General features: G+C 67.6%; 18 protein-coding genes and 1 pseudogene. 13 read left to right on the top strand and 6 right to left on the bottom strand.

Going from position 1 to position 24,452, the window contains the following annotated elements:
* Window positions 1-17: 17 nt before the first annotated feature.
* From DFS21_RS10045 to mobA, 3 genes are all read left to right on the top strand, one after another.
* A complete protein-coding gene (locus DFS21_RS10045; RefSeq protein WP_110701515.1) occupies window positions 18-1,193 on the top strand; it encodes an efflux RND transporter periplasmic adaptor subunit in 1,176 nt (391 codons plus the stop codon).
* An 11-nt stretch (window positions 1,194-1,204) separates the two neighbouring features.
* Window positions 1,205-4,327: an efflux RND transporter permease subunit gene (locus DFS21_RS10040; protein WP_111532223.1), complete on the top strand. Its 3,123-nt coding sequence runs from the start codon at window positions 1,205-1,207 to the stop codon at window positions 4,325-4,327.
* Between the two features lie 61 nt (window positions 4,328-4,388).
* Entirely contained in the window at window positions 4,389-4,964 is a 576-nt protein-coding gene (mobA, locus tag DFS21_RS10035; protein WP_111532222.1) for a molybdenum cofactor guanylyltransferase MobA, read from the top strand.
* A 97-nt stretch (window positions 4,965-5,061) separates the two neighbouring features.
* Here the strand turns inward: mobA and DFS21_RS10030 are convergent.
* From DFS21_RS10030 to DFS21_RS10020, 3 genes and pseudogenes are all read right to left on the bottom strand, one after another.
* Window positions 5,062-6,465: pseudogene (locus tag DFS21_RS10030) on the bottom strand (efflux transporter outer membrane subunit).
* Window positions 6,465-9,593 carry an efflux RND transporter permease subunit gene (locus tag DFS21_RS10025; RefSeq protein ID WP_111532221.1) on the bottom strand — a complete coding sequence of 1,043 codons (3,129 nt, stop codon included), beginning with the start codon at window positions 9,591-9,593 and terminating at the stop codon, window positions 6,465-6,467. The pseudogene DFS21_RS10030 and the gene DFS21_RS10025 overlap by 1 nt, the downstream one beginning before the upstream one ends.
* 15 nt (window positions 9,594-9,608) lie before the next feature.
* Window positions 9,609-10,751 carry a MexC family multidrug efflux RND transporter periplasmic adaptor subunit gene (locus tag DFS21_RS10020; RefSeq protein WP_111532220.1) on the bottom strand — a complete coding sequence of 381 codons (1,143 nt, stop codon included), beginning with the start codon at window positions 10,749-10,751 and terminating at the stop codon, window positions 9,609-9,611.
* A 180-nt stretch (window positions 10,752-10,931) separates the two neighbouring features.
* Here DFS21_RS10020 and DFS21_RS10015 point away from each other — a divergent pair, with 180 nt between their 5' ends.
* From DFS21_RS10015 to DFS21_RS10005, 3 genes are all read left to right on the top strand, one after another.
* Window positions 10,932-12,467 carry an FAD-dependent oxidoreductase gene (locus tag DFS21_RS10015; RefSeq protein ID WP_111532219.1) on the top strand — a complete coding sequence of 512 codons (1,536 nt, stop codon included), beginning with the start codon at window positions 10,932-10,934 and terminating at the stop codon, window positions 12,465-12,467.
* A gap of 109 nt (window positions 12,468-12,576) precedes the next feature.
* A complete protein-coding gene (locus tag DFS21_RS10010; RefSeq protein WP_110701497.1) occupies window positions 12,577-13,584 on the top strand; it encodes an aldo/keto reductase in 1,008 nt (335 codons plus the stop codon).
* Between the two features lie 115 nt (window positions 13,585-13,699).
* A complete protein-coding gene (locus DFS21_RS10005) occupies window positions 13,700-14,332 on the top strand; it encodes a LysE family translocator (protein ID WP_111532218.1) in 633 nt (210 codons plus the stop codon).
* A gap of 3 nt (window positions 14,333-14,335) precedes the next feature.
* On the opposite strand, the gene DFS21_RS10000 is transcribed toward DFS21_RS10005, so the two are convergent.
* Window positions 14,336-15,523, bottom strand: coding sequence for an MFS transporter (locus tag DFS21_RS10000; protein WP_111532217.1), 1,188 nt, complete (start codon window positions 15,521-15,523; stop codon window positions 14,336-14,338).
* Window positions 15,524-15,634: 111 nt separating this feature from the next.
* Between DFS21_RS10000 and DFS21_RS09995 the strand changes: the two genes are divergently transcribed.
* Window positions 15,635-16,555: a LysR family transcriptional regulator gene (locus tag DFS21_RS09995; protein ID WP_111532216.1), complete on the top strand. Its 921-nt coding sequence runs from the start codon at window positions 15,635-15,637 to the stop codon at window positions 16,553-16,555.
* Between the two features lie 26 nt (window positions 16,556-16,581).
* Here DFS21_RS09995 and nfsB read toward each other — a convergent pair whose 3' ends face one another.
* Window positions 16,582-17,235 (bottom strand): oxygen-insensitive NAD(P)H nitroreductase, encoded by a 654-nt coding sequence (nfsB, locus tag DFS21_RS09990; protein ID WP_102682841.1) that lies wholly within the window; start codon window positions 17,233-17,235, stop codon window positions 16,582-16,584.
* A 103-nt stretch (window positions 17,236-17,338) separates the two neighbouring features.
* On the opposite strand from nfsB, the gene DFS21_RS09985 reads away from it, so the two are divergent.
* From DFS21_RS09985 to DFS21_RS09970, 4 genes are all read left to right on the top strand, one after another.
* A complete protein-coding gene (locus tag DFS21_RS09985) occupies window positions 17,339-18,259 on the top strand; it encodes a LysR family transcriptional regulator (protein WP_111532215.1) in 921 nt (306 codons plus the stop codon).
* 34 nt (window positions 18,260-18,293) lie between these two features.
* On the top strand, window positions 18,294-18,914 hold the full coding sequence (locus tag DFS21_RS09980) for a LysE family translocator (protein ID WP_111532214.1): 621 nt from the start codon (window positions 18,294-18,296) through the stop codon (window positions 18,912-18,914).
* 77 nt (window positions 18,915-18,991) lie between these two features.
* Window positions 18,992-19,822 carry an AraC family transcriptional regulator gene (locus DFS21_RS09975; RefSeq protein WP_110701484.1) on the top strand — a complete coding sequence of 277 codons (831 nt, stop codon included), beginning with the start codon at window positions 18,992-18,994 and terminating at the stop codon, window positions 19,820-19,822.
* Between the two features lie 49 nt (window positions 19,823-19,871).
* On the top strand, window positions 19,872-20,462 hold the full coding sequence (locus DFS21_RS09970; protein WP_111532213.1) for a LysE family translocator: 591 nt from the start codon (window positions 19,872-19,874) through the stop codon (window positions 20,460-20,462).
* A 7-nt stretch (window positions 20,463-20,469) separates the two neighbouring features.
* Here DFS21_RS09970 and DFS21_RS09965 read toward each other — a convergent pair whose 3' ends face one another.
* Entirely contained in the window at window positions 20,470-21,363 is an 894-nt protein-coding gene (locus DFS21_RS09965) for an EamA family transporter (RefSeq protein ID WP_110701482.1), read from the bottom strand.
* 260 nt (window positions 21,364-21,623) lie between these two features.
* Between DFS21_RS09965 and DFS21_RS09960 the strand changes: the two genes are divergently transcribed.
* Together DFS21_RS09960 and DFS21_RS09955 are read left to right on the top strand one after the other, a co-directional pair.
* On the top strand, window positions 21,624-23,021 hold the full coding sequence (locus tag DFS21_RS09960) for a cytosine permease (protein WP_111532212.1): 1,398 nt from the start codon (window positions 21,624-21,626) through the stop codon (window positions 23,019-23,021).
* 122 nt (window positions 23,022-23,143) lie between these two features.
* Window positions 23,144-24,451 carry a substrate-binding domain-containing protein gene (locus tag DFS21_RS09955; RefSeq protein WP_111532211.1) on the top strand — a complete coding sequence of 436 codons (1,308 nt, stop codon included), beginning with the start codon at window positions 23,144-23,146 and terminating at the stop codon, window positions 24,449-24,451.
* The last annotated feature ends 1 nt before the right edge of the window (window position 24,452 follow it).

Below are 24,452 nucleotides of genomic sequence, written 5' to 3'. Positions count from 1 at the left end.
AAACCTGGAAGATCCGTATGTCCACGCTCCGTGCTTTGCGCCTGCGCCCTCTGGCGCTGCTGGCGCTGATGACCCTTTCCCTGGCCGCTTGCAACGACGCCGCCGAGCAGGAAGAAAAGGCCCCGCCCTCCCAGGTCCGGGTCGAAACCCTTGCCGTGCAGCCGCTGGCCATCAGCACCGAACTCAGCGGCCGCATCCTTGCCCCCCGCACCGCCGAGGTGCGCGCCCGGGTGGCCGGCGTGGTGCTCAAGCGGGTGTACCGCGAAGGCAGCGACGTGAAACAGGGCGATGTGCTGTTCCTGATCGACCCGGCGCCGTTCAAGGCTGACTTCGACAGCGCCCGCGCCACCTTGGCCAAGGCCGAGGCAACCGTGTACCAGGCGCGCCTGCAGGAGCAACGCTACCGTGAACTGGTCGAGGACAAGGCCGTCAGCCGCCAGGAGTACGACAACGCCCGCGCCGCCTTCCTCCAGGCCGACGCAGCGGTCGGCGAAGCCAAGGCGGCGCTGGAGCGCGCGCGCCTGAACCTGGGCTATGCCACCGTCACCGCACCGATCTCCGGGCGCATCGGCCGCGCCCTGGTGACCGAGGGCGCGCTGGTCGGCCAGAGCGAGACCACGCCGCTGGCCACCATCCAGCAGTTGAACCCGATCCACGCCGACGTCACCCAGTCGACCCGCGAACTCAACGCCCTGCGCCGCTCGCTGCGTGCCGGCGAGCTGCAGCAGGTGGGCCGCGACCAGGTCAAGGCCACGCTGATCCAGGACGACGGCAGCGCCTACCCGCTGGCCGGCAAGCTGCTGTTCTCCGATATCAGCGTCGACCCGAGCACCAACCAGATCACCCTGCGCAGCGAGTTCCCCAACCCGGACCTCGACCTGCTGCCCGGCAGCTATGTGCGCGTGCGCCTGGACCAGGCCGTGCAGCCCCAGGGCATCAGCGTGCCGCAACGCGCCATCCTGCGCGACAGCGCCGGTGTGCCGAAGGTGCTGCTGGTCGACCCGCAGGACCGCATCAGCGAACGCCAGGTGACCCTGGGCAGTGCCCAGGGCGACCGCTGGATCGTCAGCGAGGGCCTGGCTCCGGGTGATCGCGTGGTGGTCGAGGGCCTGCAACACGTCAAGGCCGGCGACCAGGTGCAAGTCGACGAACAACCAGGCGCCACCGCAGTCGCCCAACACAACGGCCAATGAGGGCCTGATCCATGCCGCAGTTCTTCATCGACCGCCCGGTGTTCGCCTGGGTGGTGGCCTTGTTCATCCTCCTGGTCGGCGCCCTGGCCATCCCGCAGTTGCCGGTGGCCCAGTATCCCGACGTGGCACCGCCGCAGGTGGAAATCTACGCCGTCTACCCCGGCGCCTCGGCGGCGACCATGGACGAGAGCGTGGTCAGCATCATCGAGCAGGAGCTCAACGGTGCCGACAACCTGCTTTATTTCGAATCCCAGAGCAGCCTGGGCAGCGCCACCATCACCGCCAGCTTCCAGCCCGGCACCAACCCGGACATGGCCCAGGTCGACGTGCAGAACCGCCTCAAGGTGATCGAGTCGCGCCTGCCGCGCCCGGTCACCCAGCAAGGCCTGCAGGTGGAGAAGGTGTCCACCGGCTTCCTGTTGCTGGCCACCCTCACCTCCGAGGACGGCAGCCTCGACGAGATCGCCCTGTCGGACATTCTCGCGCGCAACGTGATGAACGAGATCCGTCGCCTCAAGGGCGTCGGCAAGGCGCAGCTGTATGGCTCCGAACGGGCCATGCGCATCTGGATCGACCCGGCCAAGCTGGTCGGTTTCAACCTCACGCCCAACGACGTGGCCGAGGCCATCGCCGCGCAGAACGCCCAGGTCGCCCCCGGCAGCATCGGCGACCTGCCGAGCCGACCGACCCAGGAGATCACCGCCAACGTGGTGGTCAAGGGCCAGCTGAGCACCCCCGAGGAGTTCGCCGCCATCGTCCTGCGCGCCAACACCGATGGCTCCACGGTCACCGTCGGTGACGTGGCGCGGGTCGAGATCGGGGCCCAGGAGTACCAGTACGGCACCCGCCTCAACGGCAAGGCCACCAGCGCCTTCAGCGTCAAGCTGTCGCCCGGCGCCAACGCCATGGAAACCGCGACCCTGGTCAAGCAGAAGCTCGATGAGCTGGCGCGCTACTTCCCGGCCGGGGTGAAGTACGACATCCCCTACGACACCTCGCCCTTCGTCAAGGTCTCGATCAAGCAGGTGATCAACACCCTGCTCGAGGCCATGGTGCTGGTGTTCGCGGTGATGTTCCTGTTCCTGCAGAACTTCCGTTACACGCTGATTCCGACCCTGGTGGTGCCGGTGGCGCTGATGGGCACCTTCGCGGTGATGAACGTGCTGGGTTTCTCGGTCAACGTACTGACCCTGTTCGGCATGGTGCTGGCCATCGGCATCCTGGTGGACGACGCCATCGTCGTGGTGGAAAACGTCGAGCGGATCATGGCCGAGGAAGGCCTGCCGCCCAAGGAAGCCACGCGCAAGGCCATGGGCCAGATCAGCGGCGCCATCGTCGGCATCACCCTGGTGCTGGTGGCGGTGTTCCTGCCGATGGCCTTCATGCAAGGCTCGGTGGGGGTGATCTACCAGCAGTTCTCGGTGTCGATGGCGGTGTCGATCCTGTTCTCGGCGTTCCTCGCCCTGAGCCTGACCCCGGCCCTGTGCGCCACCCTGCTCAAGCCGCTGGAGAAAGGCGAGCACCATGAGCGCAAGGGCTTCTTCGGCTGGTTCAACCGCCGCTTCGAGGGCATGAGCAACGGCTACCAGCGCTGGGTGACCCACGCCCTGGCCCGCAGCGGTCGCTACCTGCTGGTGTACGCCGCGCTGGTCGGCGTGCTGGTGTACGGTTTCAGCCAACTGCCCACCGCCTTCCTGCCCACCGAGGACCAGGGCTATACCATCACCGACATCCAGCTGCCGCCGGGCGCCAGCCAGGCACGCACCATCGAGGTCGGGCAGCAGATCGAGGCGCACAACGCCGAAGAGCCCGGCGTGGCCAACACCACGCTGATCCTCGGTTTCAGCTTCTCCGGCAGCGGGCAGAACGCGGCGCTGGCCTTCACCACGCTCAAGGACTGGTCCGAGCGCGGTGGCGACGACAGCGCGCAGTCGATCGCCGAGCGCGCCACCATGGCCTTCACCCAGCTCAAGGACGCCATCGCCTACGCGGTGCTGCCGCCGCCGGTGGACGGCCTGGGCGAGTCGACCGGTTTCGAGTTCCGCCTGCAGGACCGCGGCGGCATGGGCCACACCGGGCTGATGGAAGCTCGTGACCAACTGCTGGACGCGGCGCGCAAGAGCAAGGTGCTGGTCAACGTGCGCGAAGCGTCGTTGGCCGAAAGCCCTCAGGTTGAACTGGAAGTGGACCGCCGCCAGGCCAACGCCCTGGGCGTGTCGTTTGCCGATATCGGCGCGGTGCTCGACACCGCGGTGGGGTCGAACTACGTCAACGACTTCCCCAACCAGGGCCGCATGCAGCGGGTGGTGGTGCAGGCCGAAGGCGACCGGCGCAGCCAGGTCGAGGACCTGCTGAAGATCCACGTGCGCAACAGCAGCGGCAAGATGGTGCCGCTGGGCGCCTTCGTCAGCGCCCGCTGGCAGTCCGGCCCGGTGCAGCTGACCCGCTACAACGGCTACCCGGCGGTGTCGATTTCCGGCGAGCCGGCGGCCGGCTACAGCTCGGGCGAGGCCATGGCCGAGATCGAGCGCCTGGTGGCGCAGCTGCCGGCAGGTGCCGGCCTGGAGTGGACCGGGCTGTCGCTGCAGGAACGCCTGTCCGGCAGCCAGGCGCCACTGCTGATGGCGCTGTCGCTGCTGGTGGTGTTCCTGTGCCTGGCCGCGCTGTACGAAAGCTGGTCGATCCCCACCGCGGTGCTGCTGGTGGTGCCACTGGGCGTGCTCGGCGCGGTGCTCGCGGTGACCCTGCGTGGCCTGCCCAACGACGTGTTCTTCAAGGTCGGCCTGATCACCCTGATCGGCCTGTCGGCGAAGAACGCCATCCTGATCATCGAGTTCGCCAAGGACCTGGTGGACCAGGGCGTCGATGCGGCGGACGCGGCGATCCAGGCCGCGCGTCTGCGTCTGCGCCCGATCGTGATGACTTCGCTGGCGTTCATCCTCGGCGTGGTGCCGCTGGCCATCGCCAGCGGCGCCAGCTCGGCCAGCCAGCAAGCCATCGGCACCGGAGTGATCGGCGGCATGCTCAGCGCCACCTTCGCCGTGGTGTTCGTGCCGGTGTTCTTCGTCGTGGTGATGCGCCTGGCCGGGCGTGGCAAGACCAAGGCGGCGCAGGTGGCCACCCACCAGGCCTGACTGGACAAGCCCTGCGGTAAATGGGAGGGTTCCCGGCATTGACTGCCCGGAACCCTTTTTCATGCCCGACGTTCTTCCCCCCTGCTCCATCCTTATTCTTGCCGGCGGCCGTGGCCAGCGCATGGGCGGGCGCGACAAGGGGCTGGTGCCTTGGCGCGGCGAGCCGTTGGTGGCGCATGTGCAACGCGCCGTGCGGGCACTGAGCGATGACCTGGTGATCTCCTGCAACCGCAACCAGGCGGCCTACGCGATCTACGCCGACCAGCTCGTCACCGACGCCGAAGCGGACTTTCCCGGCCCGCTGGCCGGCGTGATCAGCGGGCTCAGGGCAGCCCGGCACGAATGGGTGGTAGTGCTGGCCTGCGATGCGCCGCGCATCGACCGGGCGCTGGTCGAGGACCTGCTGCGCCTGGCCGTGGCGCACGACAGTGCGGCCATGGTGCGCCAGGGTGGGTATTGGCAGCCGATGTTCAGTGTGTTGCCCCGGCGCGTGTTGCCATTGCTGGAGCAAGCCTGGCAGGTGGGCGAACGGAGTTTGCAGAAGGCCTTGCTGCAGGCGAATGTGCAGGGGTTGGCGTGTGCCGAGGACGATGCGCGGTTGAGCAACTTCAACAGTCCGGATCTGTTGCGCGATTAACGCTCGCCTGTTCGGCCCCTATCACTGGGCAAAAAAAGGCCCCAAGGCAGGGACACCTGGGGCCAAGCGGTTGGATTTGCCAACCAAAGGAGGCATTTCAACCTTGGGCCGGCCAGCCACCGCCCAAGGCACGGAACAGATCGACCAGTGCCAGCTGGCGCTGGGTGCTGGCCTGGATGAACGCCGCTTCGTTGACATAGCCGCTGCGCTGCGCGTCCAGGTAGCGCAGGTGGTTGTCCACCCCACCCTCATAGCGCGCCTTGGCCAGCGCCACGGTCGCCCGGCTGGTGTCGGCCAGGGCACGCCGCGCGGCTTCCTCGCGACGCAAGGTATCGGTGGCGGCCAGGGCGTCGGCCACTTCGCGGAAGGCGCTCTGGATCGTGCCTTCGTAAGCGGCCACCGCCGAGTCCTTGCGCGCCTCGGCCAGGTTCAGGCCGGCCTTGTTGCGCCCGGCGTCGAACAGCGGCAGCGACAGTTGCGGCATGAACGTCCAGCTACGCGAACCACCGTCGAACAACCCGGACATCTGCGCGCTGGAGGTGCCGAAACTGCCGGTCAGGCTGATCCGCGGGAAGAACGCCGCCCGCGCCGCGCCGATATCGGCATTGCGCGCCCGCAGCCGGTGCTCGGCGGCGAGGATGTCCGGGCGGCGCTCGATCAGCCCCGACGGCGCGCCTGGGGCGATGTCCTGCAGGACCATCGGCGCCTGCGCCCGCTCGGCAGGAATCGACTTGGCCGCCTCGGCGCTGCCCAGCAGCAGCACCAAGGCGTTGTAGGCCTGGCGCTGCTCGCGCACGATGCCTTCCAGCTCGGCCCGTGACTGCTCGACCAGCCCCAGCGCTTCCTGGTGGTCCAGCGCCGTGGCCGTGCCGGCGCCTCGCCGCTGGCCGACCAGGGCCAGCGAGTCCTCGCGGCTGGCCAGGGTCTGGCGAGTCAGCGCCAGGCGCCGTTCGGCACCGTCCAGGGTCAGGTAGGCCTGGCTGACATCAGCGATCAGCGCGATGCGCGCGGCACGGCCGACTTCCTCGGTGGACAGGTACTGCTCCAGCGCCGCATCGCTCAGGCTCTTGACCCGACCGAACAGGTCCACTTCGTACTCTGGCAGCGACAGCCCCACCTGGTAGCTGCTGCTGACCCCTTCCCTGCCGCTGTTCGACAGGTCCGCCGGCAAGTGCTGGCGATTGCCGGAAGCTCCGGCACTCAGGCCAGGCACCCGATCGGCCCGCTGGATGCGGTATTGCGCTCGGGCCTGCTCGATGTCGAGCAGGGTCTGACGCAGGGAGCGGTTGTTGTCCAGTGCCGTGGCGACCAGTTGACGCAAGGCCGGATCGACGATGAACGCCTGCCAGTCCAGCTGCTCCACCGACTTGCCATGATGGCCGGCGGCATCGCCCCAGGCAGCCGCCACCGGCGCCTCCGGGCGCTGTTAGGTCGGTGCCAGGGAGCAGCCGACCAGGGTAACGGCCAGCGCGAACGGGAGTGCACATTTACCCATGACCATCACTTCCTTACCTCGACAGCGTGTTGCACAGGGGCCGGCTTGCGCTTGAGCAGCTTCAGCACCCAGACGAAACAGATCGGCACGAACACCACACCCAGCAGGGTGGCGCTGAGCATGCCGCCAATCACCCCGGTACCGATGGCGCGCTGACTGGCCGCGCCGGCGCCGGTGGCGATGGCCAGGGGCACCACGCCGAGGATGAAGGCCATGGAGGTCATCACGATCGGGCGCAAACGCAGGCGCGCGGCCTCGATGGCGGCGTCGCTCAAGCTGTAACCCTTCTCCCACAGCTCCTTGGCGAACTCGACGATCAGGATGGCGTTCTTCGCCGCCAGGCCAATGATGGTGATCAGGCCGACCTTGAAGTACACGTCGTTGGGCATGCCGGTGAGCAGTACCGCCCAGACCGCGCCCAAGGCGCCGATCGGCACGATCAGCATCACCGTCAGCGGGATTGCCCAGCTCTCGTACAGCGCCACCAGCAGCAGGAACACCACCAGGATGGCCAGGGCGAACAGGCCGGCAGCCTGGCCGCTGGACACCTTTTCCTGGTACGAAAGGCCGGTCCAGGCATAACCAATGCCAGGTGGCAGCTCGCTGACCAGACGCTCCATCTCGGCCATCGCCTGGCCAGTGCTGTAGCCAGGCGCGGCGTCACCGGCGATGCGGATCGACGGGTAACCGTTGTAGCGCACCAGTTGTACCGGCCCCTCCTCCCAGCGAGTGGAGACAAAGGCGCTGAACGGCACCTGCTCGCCGCTGACATTGGGTGCATACAGGCGAAGCACGCTTTCCGGGGTCATGCGCTCGCCCTGCTCGGCCTGCACCACCACGCGCTGCTGGCGCCCGGCGTTGGTGAAGTCGTTGATCACCGCTGAACCGAAGGCGGTGGCCAGGGTGCTGTTGATGGTCTCGAAGCTCACGCCCAGGGTGCGGGCTTTCTCGCGGTCGATCTGCACGCGTAGCTGCGGCGCCTCGGCCAGGCCCTCCATCATCGCGTAGAGGATCACCGGGTTGCCGTTGGCGCGGGCCAACAGCTGGTCACGGGCCGCCAGCAGCGCATCGCGCCCCAGGCCGCCACGGTCCATCAGGCGCAGGGCGAAACCGCCGGAGTTGCCCAGGCCGTCGATCGGCGGAGGCATGACCGCGGTGATGGCACCATCGCCATTGGCCGCGAACTGGGCGTTGATGGCTGCGGTTTCCGCCTCTGCCGACTGCTCCTTGCCGCGCACGGACCAGTCCTTGTAGGTGGGGAACGCCAGCGCGGCGTTGTCGCCCTGGCCCGAGAAGCTGAAGCCGCTGACGATGAACGAGCTGGCCAACGCGTCGCGCGACATCAGGTACTTTTCCAGTGCCTCGGCGGTGTGGTCGGTGCGTACCCGGCTGGCGCCGGGCGGCAGCTGCACGTCGACGATGCTGTAGCCCAGGTCCTCCGCTGGCACGAAGGCCTCCGGCAGGCGCAGGTAGGAGTAGCCGAGCACCACCAGGATCCCGACGTAGGCGAGCATCCAGCGCCCGGCACGGGCCACCAGGGCGCTGTTCATCACCGAGTAGCGCTCGGTGACGCGGGCAAAGGCGCGGTTGAAGGCACCGAAAAAACCACCCTTTTCATGGTGGCCATGGGGCACCGGCTTGAGCAGGGTGGCGCACAGCGCCGGGGTGAAGGTCAGGGCGAGGAAGCCGGAGAACAGGATCGACACCGCCAGCGAGACGGAAAACTGCTGATAGATCACCCCGACCGATCCGGACATGAACGCCAACGGCAGGAACACCGCGGCCAGCACCAAAGTGATGCCGATGATCGCCCCGGATACCTGCCCCATCGCCTTGATGGTGGCCTCCACCGGCGACAAGCCTTCCTCGGCCATCAACCGCTCGACGTTCTCCACCACCACGATGGCGTCATCCACCAGGATACCGATGGCCAGCACCATGCCGAACATGGTCATCATGTTCACCGAGAAACCGAGCAGCTTCATGACCATCAGCGTACCCAGCAGGCACACCGGCACCACGATCGACGGGATCAGGGTGTAGCGCACGTTCTGCAGGAACAGGAACATCACCAGGAACACCAGCACCATGGCTTCGATCAAGGTATGGATGACCTTCTCGATGGCCACATCGACGAAGCGCGAGGTGTCGTACGGCACCGAGTATTCAACGCCTTCCGGGAAGAACTGCGACAGCTCGGCCAGGCGCTCCTTGACCAGCGTCGCGGTCTGGATGGCATTGGCGCCAGGTGCCAGCTGCACCGCGCCGGCCACGGCCGGTTTGCCATCCAGGCGCGAGGACAGGTTGTAGTTCTCGCTACCGATGGCCATGCGTGCCACATCGCCCAGGCGTACGCTGGAGCCGTCCGGGTTGGCGCGCAGGACGATGGCGGCGAACGCCTCCGGCGTTTCCAGGGTGCCTTGCACAGCCAGCGTCGCGGTCAGTTCCTGCTCGCTGGCCCCCGGCGTGCTGCCGAAGCTGCCGGCAGGCACCTGGACGTTCTGGCCACGGATGGCGTTGTTGATATCGTCGATGGACAGGCCATAGCCCACCAGTTTCTGCGGATCAACCCAGACCCGCATGGCCGCCTCCGAAGAGAAGAACTGCAGCTTGCCCACACCTGGCACGCGCAACAGCTCGTTATTGATGTTGCGTGCGGCATAATCGGCCAAGGCCGTGGTATCACCCTGATCACCGGCCGTGCTGGTCAAGGCGTAGATCAGCAGGAAGCCGGAACTGGCCTGCTCGACCTTGAGCCCCTGGGTCAGCACCGCCTGGGGCATGCGCGCCTCGGCCTTCTTCAGGCGGTTCTGCACATCGACCTGGGCCATGTCCGGCTGGGTGCCGGGCTCGAACGTCACCAGCACTTCGGCCACGCCGTTGGAGTTGTTGGTGGACTCGTAGTAAAGCAGGCCCTTGGCGCCGTTCAGCGACTCCTCGATGATGCTGGTCACCGACTCCACCAGCACCTTGGCCGAGGCGCCCGGGTAGGAGGCGGTGATGGAAATCTGTGGCGGCGCCACGCTGGGATACTGGGCCACCGGCAGCGCCGGGATCACCAGCAGGCCGGCCAGGGAAATGAACAGCGCCACGACCCAGGCGAAGTTCGGCCGATTGATGAAGAACTTGGACATCTCGCTACCCTCGCCTTAGTGTGCCGCGGCCTGTTGCGCCTGGGCCGGCTGCACCGACATGCCAGGCGCAAGGCCGGCCGGGCCGCCGACGATGACCTGGTCACCGGCGCGCAGGCCCTCGGTGATCTGCCAGCGCGAGCCGTGCATCCGGCCGGTGCGCACGCTGCGCGCCTCGGCCAGGTTGCCGGTGCCGACCACCAGCACCCGCGCCTCGCCGTCGCTGCCGCGCTGCACCGTGCGCTGCGGCACCAGGATGGCCTGCTGGTCGGTGCCCTGTGGGGTACGCACGCGCACGTACATGCCCGGCAGCAGGATGCCGTCGGCATTGTCGAAGCGACCGCGCAAGGTGACCTGGCCGGTGCCACGGTCGACCGCCACGTCGGTGAACATCAGCGCGCCCTGGCGCTGGTAGTCGGTGCCTTCCACCTGGGCGGTCAGCGCCTTGTCGTCGCCACCACCGAGCGCGCCGTCCTTGAGGGCCTGACGCAGACGCAGGGCTTCGGCGGCGGACTGGGTGAAGTCGACGTAGATCGGATCGAGCTGCTGGATGCGCACCATCAAGGTGGCGTCGCCCTGCCCGACCAGGGCGCCTTCGGTGGCCAGGGCGCGGCCGATGCGGCCGGAGATCGGCGCGGTGACCGTGGCATAGCCCAGGTTCAGGCGCGCGGTCTGCACGTCGGCCTGGGCCGAGCGCACGGCCGCCTGGGCGCTGCGCAACTCGGCGCTGGCGGTGTCGAAGTCCTGCTGGCTGACCGCCTCGATCTTGACCAGCGGCTCATAGCGCTTGACCCGTGCCTGGGCCTCCTGCTGCACCGCCTGGGCCCGCGCAAGGTCGGCCTCGACACGCGCCAGGGCGGCCTTGAAGGGTGCCGGGTCGATCTGGAACAGCACATCGCCGGCCTTGACGTCGGCGCCTTCCTCGAAACGTTTGTGCAGGACAATACCGGCCACCCGGGCACGCACCTCGGCCACCCGCATCGGTTCGACCCGGCCCGGCAAGGTCGAGGTAAGGGCCAACTGTTCGCTGGCCAGCGTCACGGTCTCCACCGGAAATACCGTTTCAGTCGTGGCCTGCTGTTCTTCAGCCGCTCCGCAGCCGGCCAGTGCTACCGCCACTGCCAGCCAGCTGACCATCCCTATTGCACGCAAATTGCTCATGAACTCACCCGAGCCGTTAACTAAAATTGGCCCGAATGGTACTTACAGATTGAATTTGAGTCAATTTGGTCTCATTTGAAGTTTTTGTGAAATGTTGTAATCACCCTTCCGATCGTCGGCTGAGCGCAGCCTGGCTCCATGGCAGGCGTCAAATGAACACTATCTGCTGAGGAGATCCCCATGACCTTCCATGCCGTGGCCAGCCTCGACCAGCTCGAAGAACACCGTCCCCTGCGCGTCCAGGCCGGCACCGAAGACCTCGTCCTGGTACGCCAGGGCGAGCGGGTGCGTGCCTACCAGGCCAACTGCCCGCATGAGGGCGCGCCACTGGAGCAAGGCGCGGTCTGTGGTGGGTTGCTGATCTGCCCCTGGCACAAGGCTGCCTTCGCCGTGGACGACGGCGCGGTGTGCGAGCCCCCGGCGCTGGCCGGTCTGCGCCGGCATGCCGTGCAGGTCAGGGACGGCCAGGTATGGGTGGACGACCAGCCACTGCCCGAGGCTGAAGCGCCCCGCCACAGCGACGCGCGCACCTTCGTCGTGGTGGGTGCCGGCGCCGCCGGGGCGGCCGCCATCGCCACCTTGCTCGACCATGGCTTTGCCGGCCGCCTGCTGTGGATCGACCAGGAACAGCCGAACGCCTACGATCGCACTGCCCTCAGCAAATTCGTCATCGCCGGGCAGATGCCGGTGGACGAGGTAGCCTCACTGCTCGCGCCAGTCGACCTGCACCGAGGCCAGCTGCAGCGCATGCACGGCAAGGTACGCGCGCTGGATGCCGGCAAGCGCGTGATCAGCCTTGCCGACGGCCAGCAGTTGAAGTACGACGCCGCCCTGCTGGCCACCGGCGGCAAGCCCAACCGCCCCCAGCTCCCCGGCGTGCAACTGCCCGGCATCTGCGTACTGCGCTCGCGCACCGATGCCGCGCAGTTGCTCGACCTGGCCGAGCCGGGCCAGCCGGTGGTGATCGTCGGCGACGGTTTCATCGGCCTGGAGGCCGCCAGCGCCCTGCGCAAGTACGGCCTGCAGGTGCATGTGGTCACGCGCCACGCCATCCCGCTGGCCCGGCAGTTGGGCGAGCGCATCGGCCAGACCCTGCGCGAGCTGCATGAGCGCAAGGGTGTGCAGTTCCACGGGCCGACCGAGGTGATCGGCTTCGACGGCCACGAGCGCGTCGAGGCCGTGCTGCTGGCCAATGGCGAGCGCCTGGAGACCGCGCTGGTGCTGCTGGGCACTGGCGTCACCCCGGCCACCCGTTTCGTCCAGGGCCTGCCCCTGGCCGAAGACCATTCGCTCACGGTGGACGCACACCTGCAGGCCGCCGACGGCCTGTGGGCGGCCGGCGATATCGCCACCTTCCCCCTGGCCGGCCGCCCGGTGCGCATCGAGCATTGGCGCCTGGCCCAGCAGCACGGCGTGATCGCCGCCGCCAACATGCTCGGCGAGCGGCGCCGCTACGACGACGTGCCGTTTTTCTGGACCTACCAGCACGGGCGCACCTACGAGGTGCTCGGGCATGCCGTGGGTTGGAACCGGATCGAGTACGTCGGCACGCCGGAGCAAGGCGACTTCGTTGCCCTGCAATGCCTGGACGACCAGGTCGAGGCAGTGATTGCCAAGGGCTGTTCACGGGCCATGGCCGTGCTGTCGCAGCGCATGAAACGGCCGCTGTCGAGCCGCGAGGCGCGTGAGCTGATCGATGCCTGGCCAGAGGGATGAGCCATTCGCCAGCGCCTGGAAACGGCGCCTGGCCCGCGCTTTCAAAGCAGGGCGGAACTGTGTAAAAGAGGGGAACCCCTCTCAGGATGTCAGAAAAGGATTATCTGCAATGATCTACCGCCCCCTTGGCCACTCCGGCCTGCAAGTCTCGGCCCTGACGCTCGGCAGCATGATGTTCGGTGAACAGACCAGCACCGAAGACTCGCTGCGCATCATCGACAAGGCCTGGGACCAGGGCATCAACTTCGTCGACACCGCCGATGTCTACAATGGCGGCCGCTCCGAAGAGATCGTCGGCGAGGCGGTGGCGCGCAACCGTCACGAGTGGATCATCGCCTCCAAGGCCGGCTATGGCCCGGTCGATGGCCTGCCGAACCGCAGCGGCCTGTCGCGCAAACACCTGTTCAATGCCATCGAGGCCACCCTCACGCGCATGGGCACCGACTACCTGGACATCTACTACCTTCACCGCGAGGACCATTCGGTACCGCTGGAAGAAACCGTGCGCGCCATCGGCGACCTGCTGGCGCAAGGCAAGATCCGCTACTGGGGCGTGTCCAACTTCCGCGGCTGGCGCATCGCCGAGATCTGCAACGTGGCGCAAAGGCTCGGCGTGGCCAAGCCGGTGGTCAGCCAGCCGCTGTACAACATCGTCAACCGCCAGGCCGAGCCCGAACAACTCACCGCAGCCGCCTACCATGGCCTGGGCGTGGTGCCGTTCAGCCCGCTGGCCCGTGGCGTGCTCAGCGGCAAGTACGCGCCAGGCTCCACTCCCGACGAAGGCAGCCGTGCCGGCCGCCAGGACAAGCGCATCATGGAAGTGGAATGGCGCCAGGAATCGCTGACCATCGCCCAGAAGATCCATGCCTATACCGAGGCCAAGGGCGTGGGCATCGTCGAGTTCGCCATCGCCTGGGTGCTCAACAACCGCCTGGTCAGCTCGGCCATCGTCGGGCCGCGCACCGAGGCGCAGTGGGACACCTATGCCGGTGCGCTGGAGGTCAAGGTCACGGCGGAGGACGAGGCCTTCATCGATTCGCTGGTGACGCCTGGCCATGCCTCCACGCCCGGTTTCAACGATGTCGCCCACTTCGTCAGCGGGCGCCTGGCGCGCTGAACTGGCCTGGGCACCTTCTCTGGGAGCGGGCAAGCCGCTCCCTCAACGGTGCCCAATGGCGGTCCGCGCCGATTACTGGCATTGTGTGTCTTTCCCAGCGCAAAGGACGCGCTCCATGGCCCTGCACCTCTGGTTGACGTTCTCCTTCGCCTACCTGCTCACCTCGCTGCTGCCCGGCCCGAATGTCCTGCTCACCGTGCGCAATGCCCTGCGCTATGGCCCTTCCGGCATGGGCATGACCCTGTTCGGCAACCTCACCGCGCAACTGCTGACGATCACCGCCGTGGCCATGGGCGTGGGCGCCCTGCTGATCTCGTTGCCCACGGCGTTCCTGGTGCTGAAGCTGGCCGGCGCCGCTTACCTGATCTACCTCGGCCTGCGCCAGTTGTTGGATAAAGGCGCCCCCACCGCGTCGACGGCGCAGGTGGCCGCGACGCCGCCCCAGACGCAATGGCGGATCGCCGTGGAAGCCTTCCTGGTCTCGGCGAGCAACCCCAAGACCCTGGTGTTCTTCTGCGCCTTCCTGCCACAGTTCCTCGAGCCCGGGCGGCCGATCTTCGGCCAGTTCGCGGCCATGTACCTGAGCGGCTCGCTGATCGTCTGCCTGGTGCACTCCTTCTACTGCTTCACGGCCTGGCGCTTCGGCCTGCGCCTGAAGGCCTCGTCCTTGGCGGCCTGGTTCAAGCGCGCCAGCGGCGCGCTGTTCATCGGCCTGGGCGTGCGTCTGCTCAACACCCGGGCGGTGTAGGCCTCACTCGCTCGCCAGCATGGCCAGGGTCGCGATCATCGCCAGCACGGCGAACCCACACGCCACGTAGCCCAGGGCGCCCAGACCCAGTACCTGGATCGTCGCGCCGCCTAACGCCGCACCGGCAGCGATACCGGCATTGGCCGCCGACACGTTCAAGGTCCCGGCCAGGGCCTGGGCCTTGGCGCCGGCCTGCATCACCCGCACCTGACAGACCGGGAACAGCGCCGTGTAGGCGATGCCCCACAGCACCAGCGCGCCTCCCAGCAGCCATGCAGTGCCGAGCAACGGGGTGACCGCGCCCATGCCCAGCGCCAGCATCGCCAACAGCAACAGGGTCGCCCGCAACGGGCTGCGATCGACGATGCGCCCGGCCAGGCCGTTGCCGAGCATGCCGACCACGCCAAAGCCCATCAGCCACCAGCCCACTTCGCCGGCCGGCACGGCGGCCAGCTGTTCAAGCGTCTCGGCCAGGTAGGTGTAGGCAGTGAACATGGCGGTGAACACCAGCGCCGAGAGCAGCACATGGGCGATAAAACGGCGGTCCTTGAGGATTACCGTCTGCCGCTCCCCCGGCGCACGGGCGGGTGCCGCCGGCACAGTCGGCAGCCACGCCCACATCAACAGCGCCACCAGCAGGCACAGCCCGGCGAGCAACGCGAAACTGCCACGCCAGCCGACCAGCCCGGCGGCCAGCGTGCCCAATGGAATGCCGAAGACAAATGCCGCAGTGATGCCCAGGTACACCCGTGACACCGCCCAGCCTTCGCGCCCCGCCCCGGCCAATTGCCCGGCGCTTTCGCTGGCGGTGCCCCAATACACCGGCAAGGCCAGCGCGGCGATAAAGCGTGCCAATGCCAGCACCCAGATGTTCGGCGCCAGCGCCGACAGCGCGTTGGACGCGGCGAACACCAGCAGGATGGCGATGAACAGCACCTTGCGCGGCACTGCCGACAGCCAGGCGGTAAGCGGCGGCCCGAACAGCATCACGGTCACGGCGAACAGCGTGACCAACTGGCCCGCGCCCGCAACCGACAGGCCAAGGTCGCGGGCCAGCGCCGGCAGCAGGCCGAGAATCAGAAATTCGGTGGTCAGTACCGCGAAGCCGCCGATGGCGAACAGGCCGATGGACAACCCCGTACGCGGCGCTGGTCGCGTGAGGGTGGCGTGGGTCAGGCTGGAAGTGGACATCGGCTGCGATCCTGGTTGAATGGCAGGCCAGCTTAATCCGGAATTAAGTTCCGATTCCTGGTATTTATTCCTTTATCAAGTGAATCAGATTCATTAATAAAAGGCCTCGCCATGTCTGCCTCGGAACGCCTCAAGGACATCGACTTCTTCGTCAGCGTGGCCAACGCTGGCAGCTTCATCGCCGCCGCCGAACGCATGAGCCTCACCAGTTCCGCCGTGAGCAAGGGCGTCGCGCGCCTGGAGAAACGCCTGCAGGTGCGCCTGTTCGAACGCACCACCCGGCGCCTGGCTCTGACCGACAGCGGCGCCGACTATTACCGCGCGTGCACCCGCGTGCTGGCGGACATCGAGGAAGCCGAGCTGGCCCTCAACGACGAACACCAGACGCCCTGCGGCAAGCTGCGCATCGACCTGCCGGCCACCTTCGGCCGTCTGCACGGGCTTCCTGCCGTACTGGACTTCGCCGCGCGGCATCCACGGCTGCAACCGCACATCACCCTCTCCGATCGCTTCGTCGACCTGGTCGAGGACGCCATCGACATCGTCGTGCGCATCGGCGGACCACAAACCTGGCAGCCAGGCATCGAGCACCGTTACCTGGGCAGCCAGCGCCTGGTGTTCTGCGCCGCCCCCGCCTACCTGGCCCGCCACGGCACGCCCCACGACCTGCAGCAACTGCAGGCCCAGGGCTGCGTGCTCTATGCCTGCGCAGACGGCAGCACGCCGGCCCTGCACTTTGCCGGCGCCCGCCCGGGCCTGACGCAGCTGCGCGGCATGCCCGGGAGCCTGGCCATCGGCGATGCCGAAGGGCAGGCGCTAGCCGTCAGCGCCGGGCACGGCATCGCCCAGTTGCCGACCTGGCTGGTGCAGCGCCAACTCGATGACGGAACGCTGCAGCAGGTACTGCCGGCGTACGCGATGGAAGGATTGCCGATCAATCTGGCCTGGCGCCGCAACCGCGGACACCTGCCCAAGGTGAGCGCGATGGTCCAGGCCCTGGCCGAGCGCCTGGGGCCGCTGATTCAGGGCTGACCCAGGTCAAGCGCCACTGCCGATACTCACAGGAAGGTAAACACCTGCCCCGCCGCCAACCGCGACTTGCTCAGCCCGGCATTGAAATCCTCCTCGCTGCGATAGCCCAGGCTGAGCAGCACCACGCTGGTGTAGCCCTGCTCGCGCAGGCCCAGTTCGGCGTCCAGGGCCTTGGCGTCGAAGCCTTCGATCGGCGTGGCGTCCAGGCCGTGGGCGGCAGCGCCCAGTAGCGCGGTGCCCAGGGCCAGGTAGACCTGCTTCTCCATCCAGTGCTGCAGGTCCTTGAAGTCATGGCGGTGCAGGTCGACATAACCGCGGCGGGTCTGGTCCTGGACTTCGCGGGCCTGTTCGTTGCGGAAGCGGCCATCGGCGGCTTCCTGCCCCAGCACGGCCTGCAAGTGGGCTTCGGTCATGTTGGTACGGGCAGCGAACACGATCACATGCGAGGCGTCACGGATTTTCGGGCTGTTGTAGGCGAATCGCGCATCGGTAGCCTTGGCCAGGCGCGCCTTGCCTTCGGCGCTGTCGGCCACGACGAAGTGCCAGGGCTGCGAATTGACCGAGGACGGGCTGTGGCGCAACTGCTCGAGCAGCGCGTCGATGGTGGCCTGGGGGATTTTGCGGTTGGCGTCGTAGGCCTTGGTGGTGTAACGGCGTTTGGCGAGGGCAACGGTGTCCATCTACGGCAATACCTCAAGGGTTCGTGAATGAATGGCATCTTATCTTCCCGACCGCAAAGAAAAACCAGCACAATGCAGCAACACTTTCATCCCTGGAGTGAAAATGCTGCGCATCAACGACCTCGAACTGTTCGCCCGTGCCAGCGCCCTGGGTAGCTTCACCGCCGCGGCCCACGAGGCCGACCTGCTGCCCGGCCAGGTGGCCGCGGCGATCAAGCGCCTGGAACGCGAGCTCGATGTGCGCCTGTTCGCCCGCACCACCCGCAGCCTGCGCCTGACCGCCGAAGGCGAGCTGTACCTGCCCACCGCCCAGCGCGTGATCGATGCCCTGCGCCAGGGCCGCGAGGACCTGCATGGCAGCCACAGCTGCCTGCGCGGTGTGTTGCAGGTGGCGGCGCCCTCGGACTTGGGCCGCAACCTGCTGCGGCCCTGGCTCAGTGCATTTCGCCGCGAGCACCCGGGGCTGGGCCTGCGCTTCTTCCTCTCCGACCAGTTGGCCGACCTGTACCGCGACCCGGTGGATGTCGCCATCCGCTACGGCCAGAACGAGGACGCCAACTACATCGCCCTGCCCCTGGCGCCGTGGAACCGCCGGGTGCTGGCGGCCTCTGCGGACTACCTGGCGCGCCATGGTCGCCCGCTGACCCCCGAGGACCTGCAGCAACACGACTGCCTGCTGTACCTGCAGCAAAGCCGGGTGTACGACAAATGGCGCCTGGGCAACCGCACCGTGCAGGTGCGCGGGCCGCTGTTCAGTGACGATGCCGACGTGGTGCGGCGCTGGGCGCTGGAAGGCGAAGGCATCGTCTACAAGTCGTGGCTGGATGTCAGCGCCGATGTCGCCGCCGGCGAGCTGGAACTGCTGCTGCCCGAGTACCCCGGCGAGCTGACCCCGGTGACCCTGGTGTGCCCGCACCGCAAGCAGCTCACCCCCGCCGTGGCCCAGTTGCACCTTTGGCTGCGCGAGCGTTTCGCCGCGCTGCGCCCGGACGACATGCTGCAGCCGTTGTCGCCGGGCGTATAGTGCATCCACCCCCGACCGCAAGGAGCTGTCATTCATGCCGAGCCTGGAATTTCTCGTCACCGCGCTGATCATCGTGCTGATCCCCGGCAGCGGGGTCATCCTCACCGTGTCGAGCGCCCTGGTGGCCGGGCGACAGGCCTGCCTGTGGACCGCCACCGGTTGCACCCTGGGCATCGTCCCGCACCTGCTGGCGTCGGTACTGGGCCTCTCCGCCTTGCTGCACACCAGTGCCCTGGCCTTCCAGGGCCTCAAGTTCGCCGGCGTCGCCTACCTGCTGTACCTGGCCTACGCCACCTGGCGCGACCGTGCGGCCTTCGCCGTGGACGCGCACGCCACCCCCGCCGCCGCCGCCGCCAGCCAACTGGTGATCAAAGCCTGCCTGCTGAATATCCTCAACCCCAAGCTGACGCTGTTCTTCCTCGCCTTCCTGCCACAGTTCATCACCCCGCAGGCCGGCTCCGCGACCGTGCAGATGCTCAGCCTCAGCGCGGTGTTCATGGCCATGACCTTCATCGTCTTCGTGATCTATGGCCTGCTCGCCCACCTGTTCCGCCGCGCCGTGATCGAGTCGCCGAGGGTGCAAGCCTGGTTGCGCCGCGGCTTCGCCGCCTCATTCGCCGGGCTTGGCCTCAACCTGGCACTGGCGCAGCGCTGAAGGCTGCACAATCGTTCTAAACACCCGGGTCGTTTGTGCGTTAAGGTCATCCATCGACCACCCACACGGCCCGCCCCATGAGCAACTGGATCGACCTCAGACAGGACGCCGACACCGGCATCGAGTCGGTCCGCGCGCATTTCACCGGCCACGCCTACGACCCGCACTGGCACGACAGCTTCCTGGTCGGGGTCACCGAACAAGGCGTGCAGCAGTTCAACTGCCGCCGCGAGCGCCACTGCAGCACGCCCGGCCAGGTGTTCGTGCTCGAGCCTGGCGACCTGCATGACGGCCATGCGCCGACCGTGGAAGGCTTCACCTATTCGACCCTGTACCTGGACGCCAACTGGCTGGAAACCGAGCTGCGCGCCCTGTTCGAGCACGCGCCCTCAGGCGCCCTGCCCTGCTTCGGCACCCTGCTGCACCAGGATCCGCGCCTTGCCGGCGCCACCGCCCGGGCCTTCGAGACGGTGCACTACAACGACCTGCGCATTGTCCGCCAGACCGCCCTGGACGATCTGCTGAGCTGCCTCACCGGCCACCTGCACTGGCGCAAACGCCTGGACCCCGATCCACGCCTGCCACTGTGCGCCCACGTCGCCCGCGATTATCTGCACGCGCACCTGGACCAGGACATCGGACTGGTCGAGCTGGCAAAGGTCTGCGGCATCGACCGCTTCCGCCTGACCCGGGCGTTCAAGGCAGCTTTCGGCCTGGCGCCGCATGCCTACCTGATCCAGCTGCGCCTGGCCCGCGCGCGGCGGCTGCTGGCCTTGGGCGAGACGCCAGCCAGCGTCGCCACTGCCCTGGGCTTTGCCGACCAGAGCCACCTGGGCCGCTGGTTCCGCCGCGCCTACCGGCTGACCCCGGCGGACTACCGCAAGCGCTGCTCAAACCTTCCAGACTGAAGCCGCGCAGGCCGCGACCATGGTGCTTCGATCACACGGAGCCCTGACCATGTCGCAGTCGCAGTCGCTGTTGCCCTTCATCCTGTTTGCCCTGGCCGCCAGCATCAGCCCCGGGCCGACCAACCTGTTGATCCTCGCCCACGGTGCCCGGCGCGGGCTACGCGCCAGCCTGGCACCGATCGTGGCGGCCTGCTGCGCGGCGGCGGCGGTGGTGTGGCTGGTGGGAATGGGGCTGGGCGCGTTGCTGCTGCGCTACCCCCTGGCGCAGATGGCCATGAGCTGGGCCGGCGCCCTGTGGCTCAGCTGGCTGGCCTGGAAGATGCTGCGCAGTGCCGGCGCCCCCTTGCTGGCGGGTAGCGACGGCGGCCTTGGCCCACTGAGCGCGGCGACCCTGCAGGTGGTCAACCCCAAGGTATGGGTGACGGCGGTGGCGATGGTCGGCCTGTTCGCCACCCCGGCACTGCCGATGGGCTGGCTGGCCCTGGTGTTCCTGCTGGTCGCCCTGCCCAGCATGACCGCCTGGGCTTTGATGGGCATCGGCAGCGCACGCTGGTTGCGCTCGTCGCGGGCCTTGCGCCTGTTCAACCAGGGTCTGGCGGGGTTGCTGCTGGTGTCGGCCTGGTCGGCCTTGCTGGTATGAGCGCCGCTCAGGTGCGCCCGGGGCTGGCGGTGCGCAGGCGCATTCCCAGGCGCGGCCCGAACACGTTGATCAACAGGCCCAGCATCACCAGCAGCGCCCCCCAGCCTTGTGCCTCGCTCAAGCGCTCGCCCAGCAGCAGCGCCGCGGAGCTCAGGCCCACCACCGGCACCAGCAGCGAGAACGGCGCCACCTTGCCTGCCGGGTGGCGCGACAACAGTTTGCTCCACAGGCTGTAGCCGACCATGGTGGCGACGAACGCCAGGTACGCCAGGGCCAGCACCGAACTCCAGCCGATGTTGGCCAGGGCATGGCCAATGCGCTCGGGGCCTTCCAGCCACCACGACAGCACCAGGAACGGCAGCGGCGGAATCAGCCCGCCCCAGATCACCAGGGCGACCAGGTCCACCTGGCCGAAACGCCGGGTGATGATGTTGCCCATGCCCCACATGGCGCCGCCGCACAGGGTCAGCAGCAGCGCGACCAGCGGCACGTGGCCGCTGTCTTCGCTGCCGATCACGGCCAGGCCGCTGGCGGCCACCAGCAGGCCGAGCACGCTGGCCAGGCGCAGCCGCTCGCCGAGAAACATCGCGGCGAAGCCCAGGGTGAAGAACGCCTGGGACTGCAGCACCAGCGAGGCCAGCCCAGGCGGCATGCCACTGGCCATGGCCTGGAAGAGGAAGGCGAACTGGCCCAGGGAAATGGTCGCGCCATAGGCGATCAGCCAGCGCCACGGCAGGTTCGGGCGCTTGATCAGGAACACCGCCGGGAAGGCCACTAGCAGGAAACGCAGCGCCCCGAGCAGCATCGGCGGCAGGCCGTCGAGCCCCACCTTGATGACCACGAAGTTGACGCCCCAGGCGATGATCACCACCAGGGCGATCAGCAGGTCCTTGAGTGGCATTGCAGGCATTCCTTCTTCAGGCTTGTTGTAGACATATTTGGTTACAGCATACGGGCATCACGCCGCCGCGGACCAGCACAGTTGCGTACCAGCCTTGTGTAACAGTCGGCTGTGATGGCCGGCAAAAGCCTAGGCGTACCTTGGCAAGCTTCACTTGACCAGACTTGTATATACATGCTCATATCGGGCTTCGGCCATCCGCCCTGCGTCCCGCCGATAGCCGCCGCCTTTCACAAAAACAACGAAGCGGAGCCTCCCCGATGTCCAGCAAACCCGTGATCGAGCGCCGCTCGATCGACTACATCCCCGAGTCTGAGCGCCATGGACGCGTCTACAGCCAATTCACCCTGTGGCTGGGAGCCAACCTGCAGATTACCGCGATCGTCACCGGCGCCCTGGCCGTGGTGCTGGGCGGCGACGTGTTCTGGTCGTTGATCGGCCTTTTGCTCGGGCAACTGGTCGGCGGCGCGGTGATGGCCCTGCATGCCGCCCAGGGTCCGCGCCTGGGGCTCCCGCAGATGATTTCCAGCCGTGTGCAGTTCGGCGTTTACGGCGCGGCCATCCCCATGGCCCTGGTGTGCCTGATGTACCTGGGCTTTACCGCCACCGGCACGGTGCTGTCCGGCCAGGCCATCGGCCAGTTGCTGAGCATCAGCGACAGCGCCGGCATCCTGATCTTCGCCGGGGTGATCGTGCTCGCGACCCTGGCCGGCTACCGGGTGATTCACTGGATCGGCCGCGTGGCCAGCGTGCTGGGGATCATCGCCTTCGTCTACCTGTTCAGCCGCATCCTGATGCTGGCCGATATCGGCCAGTTGCTCGACAATCGCCACTTCAGCTGGGCCAGCTTCCTGCTCGCGGTGTCGCTGGCCGCCTCCTGGCAGATCGCCTTCGGCCCTTACGTGGCCGACTACTCGCGCTACCTGCCCAGCCACACCTCGCCACTCAAGACCTTCCTCGCCGCTGGCCTGGGCTCGGTGATCGGCGCCCAGGCCTCGATGATCCTCGGCGTGTTCGCCGCAGCCATCGCCGGTGGCCAGTTCTCCGGCCGCGAGGTGGCCTACATCGTCGGCCTGGGTGGTGCCGGCACCACGGCGGCTCTGCTGTACTTCTGCATCGCCTTCGGCAAGGTGACCATTTCGACTCTCAACAGCTACGGCAGCTTCATGTGCATCGCCACGATCATCAGCGGCTTTCGTGGCCACCTGCAGATCAGTCGCGTGCAGCGCCTGGTGTTCGTGCTCGGCATCGTCGGCGCGGCGACCCTGGTCGCGCTGCTCGGGCAGCATTCGTTCCTCAGCGCGTTCAAGTCGTTCATCCTGTTCCTGCTGACCTTCTTCGTGCCCTGGAGCGCGGTGAACCTGGTGGACTACTACTTCATCACCAAGGAACGCTATGACATTCCGGCACTGGCCGACCCGGATGGCCGCTACGGGCGCTGGAACTGGCCAGGCATCGGCGTGTACACCTTCGGCGTGCTGGTGCAGATGCCGTTCATCGACACCAAGCTGTACACCGGACCCATGGTCGCGCACCTGGGCGGCGTGGACGTGTCGTGGCTGATAGGCCTGGTGGTACCCAGCGTGCTGTACTACTGCGTGGCGCGCCGTCGGGCGGCCGAGGCGCCGGCGAGCATCATCGTGCCTGAAGCACGCTGAGCCTGGTCGCGGGTACAGATCCCGCAGCAGCGCGCTTGGCTGCTGCGGGAGCCAGACCTGTCATTTTTTGGTCAAACAACTGTCGTAATCTGCGGTGCAACTCTGTGCCACAGGTCTTCGGCATGCCTCGCCTGCTCCCCCTATTGCTGTGCCTGCTTGCCGGCCTGGCCTGCGCCGCGCCGGCGCAACTGCGCATCCAGGGCTCCAACACCATCGGCGCCGCGCTTGGCCCAGCCTTGGTGCGGGGCCTGTTGCAAGCGCAAGGCGCGAGCGCCATCGAGCGCCAGCCTGGTGCCTCCGCCAACGAGACCACGCTTCACGCTGTCGATCGCAACGGCCTGCCCCTGCGTGTCGACATCGCCGCCCACGGCACCAGCACGGGCTTCGCCGCACTGGCCCGCGGCGAAGCGGACCTGGCCGCAGCCTCGCGACCGATCAGTGACAGCGAGGTGCAACAGTTGCAGGCCCTGGGCAACCTGCGCGGCGCGGGCTCGGAGCAGGTCATCGCCCTGGATGGCGTGGCGGTGATCACCCACCCGGACAACCCCCTCGCGCAACTGACCACCGGGCAATTGGCGCAGGTGTTTTCCGGGCGGTTGCAGCGCTGGGAACAGCTGGGCGTGGCCGGCGGGGCGATCCACCTGTATGCCCGCGACGACCACTCCGGCACCTTCGAGACCTTCAAGGCCCTGGTGCTTGTCCCGCACAACCAGGCGCTGGCCACCCAGGCGCGTCGCTTCGAATCCGCCGATGCGCTGGCCGCCCAGGTCATGGCCGACCGCCAGGCCATCGGCTTCAGCGGCCTGGGCACGGTCCACCAGGCCAAGGTGCTGGCGGTGGCCGAGGGTGACGCGCCTGCCCTGCTCCCCAGCCGCGCCTTGGTGGCCAGCGAAGACTACCCGCTGTCGCGTCGCCTGTTCTTCTACCTGCCCGCCCACGCCACGCCCCAGGCCAAGGCCCTGGCGGAGTTCGCCCAGAGCCCCGCCGGACAGGCGATCGTCGCCGACCAGGGGTTCGTCTCCCAGCAGATCAAGCCACAGCCGGTACCGACCCAGGCCGACATGCCGCCGCGCTACCGGGCACTGGCCAGCGAAGCGCAACGCCTGAGCGTCAACTTCCGCTTCCAGGAAGGCAGCGCCAGCCTCGACAACAAGGCCCTGCGCGATGTGCAACGGGTCAGCGACTACCTGCGCCAGGCTGGCAAGCTGCAGGGCAAGGTGGTGCTGGTGGGTTTCGGCGACCCCAAGGAGACACCAGGACGCGCCGCCCTGCTGTCGCGGCTGCGGGCCATGGCGGTACGTCGCGAATTGGCCCGGACCGGGGTCCAGGCCAGGGACGTGACGGGGATGGGCGACGAACTGCCGGTAGCCGGTAACGATCTGCAACAGGGACGCCTGCGCAATCGTCGCGTCGAAGTCTGGGTGTACTGAC

The sequence above is a fragment of the Pseudomonas sp. 2848 genome, from assembly GCF_003253945.1.
Taxonomy (GTDB): Bacteria; Pseudomonadota; Gammaproteobacteria; order Pseudomonadales; family Pseudomonadaceae; genus Aquipseudomonas.
The sequence above is the reverse complement of the archived record's forward strand: the minus strand, read 5'-3'. Positions and strand labels throughout refer to the sequence as shown.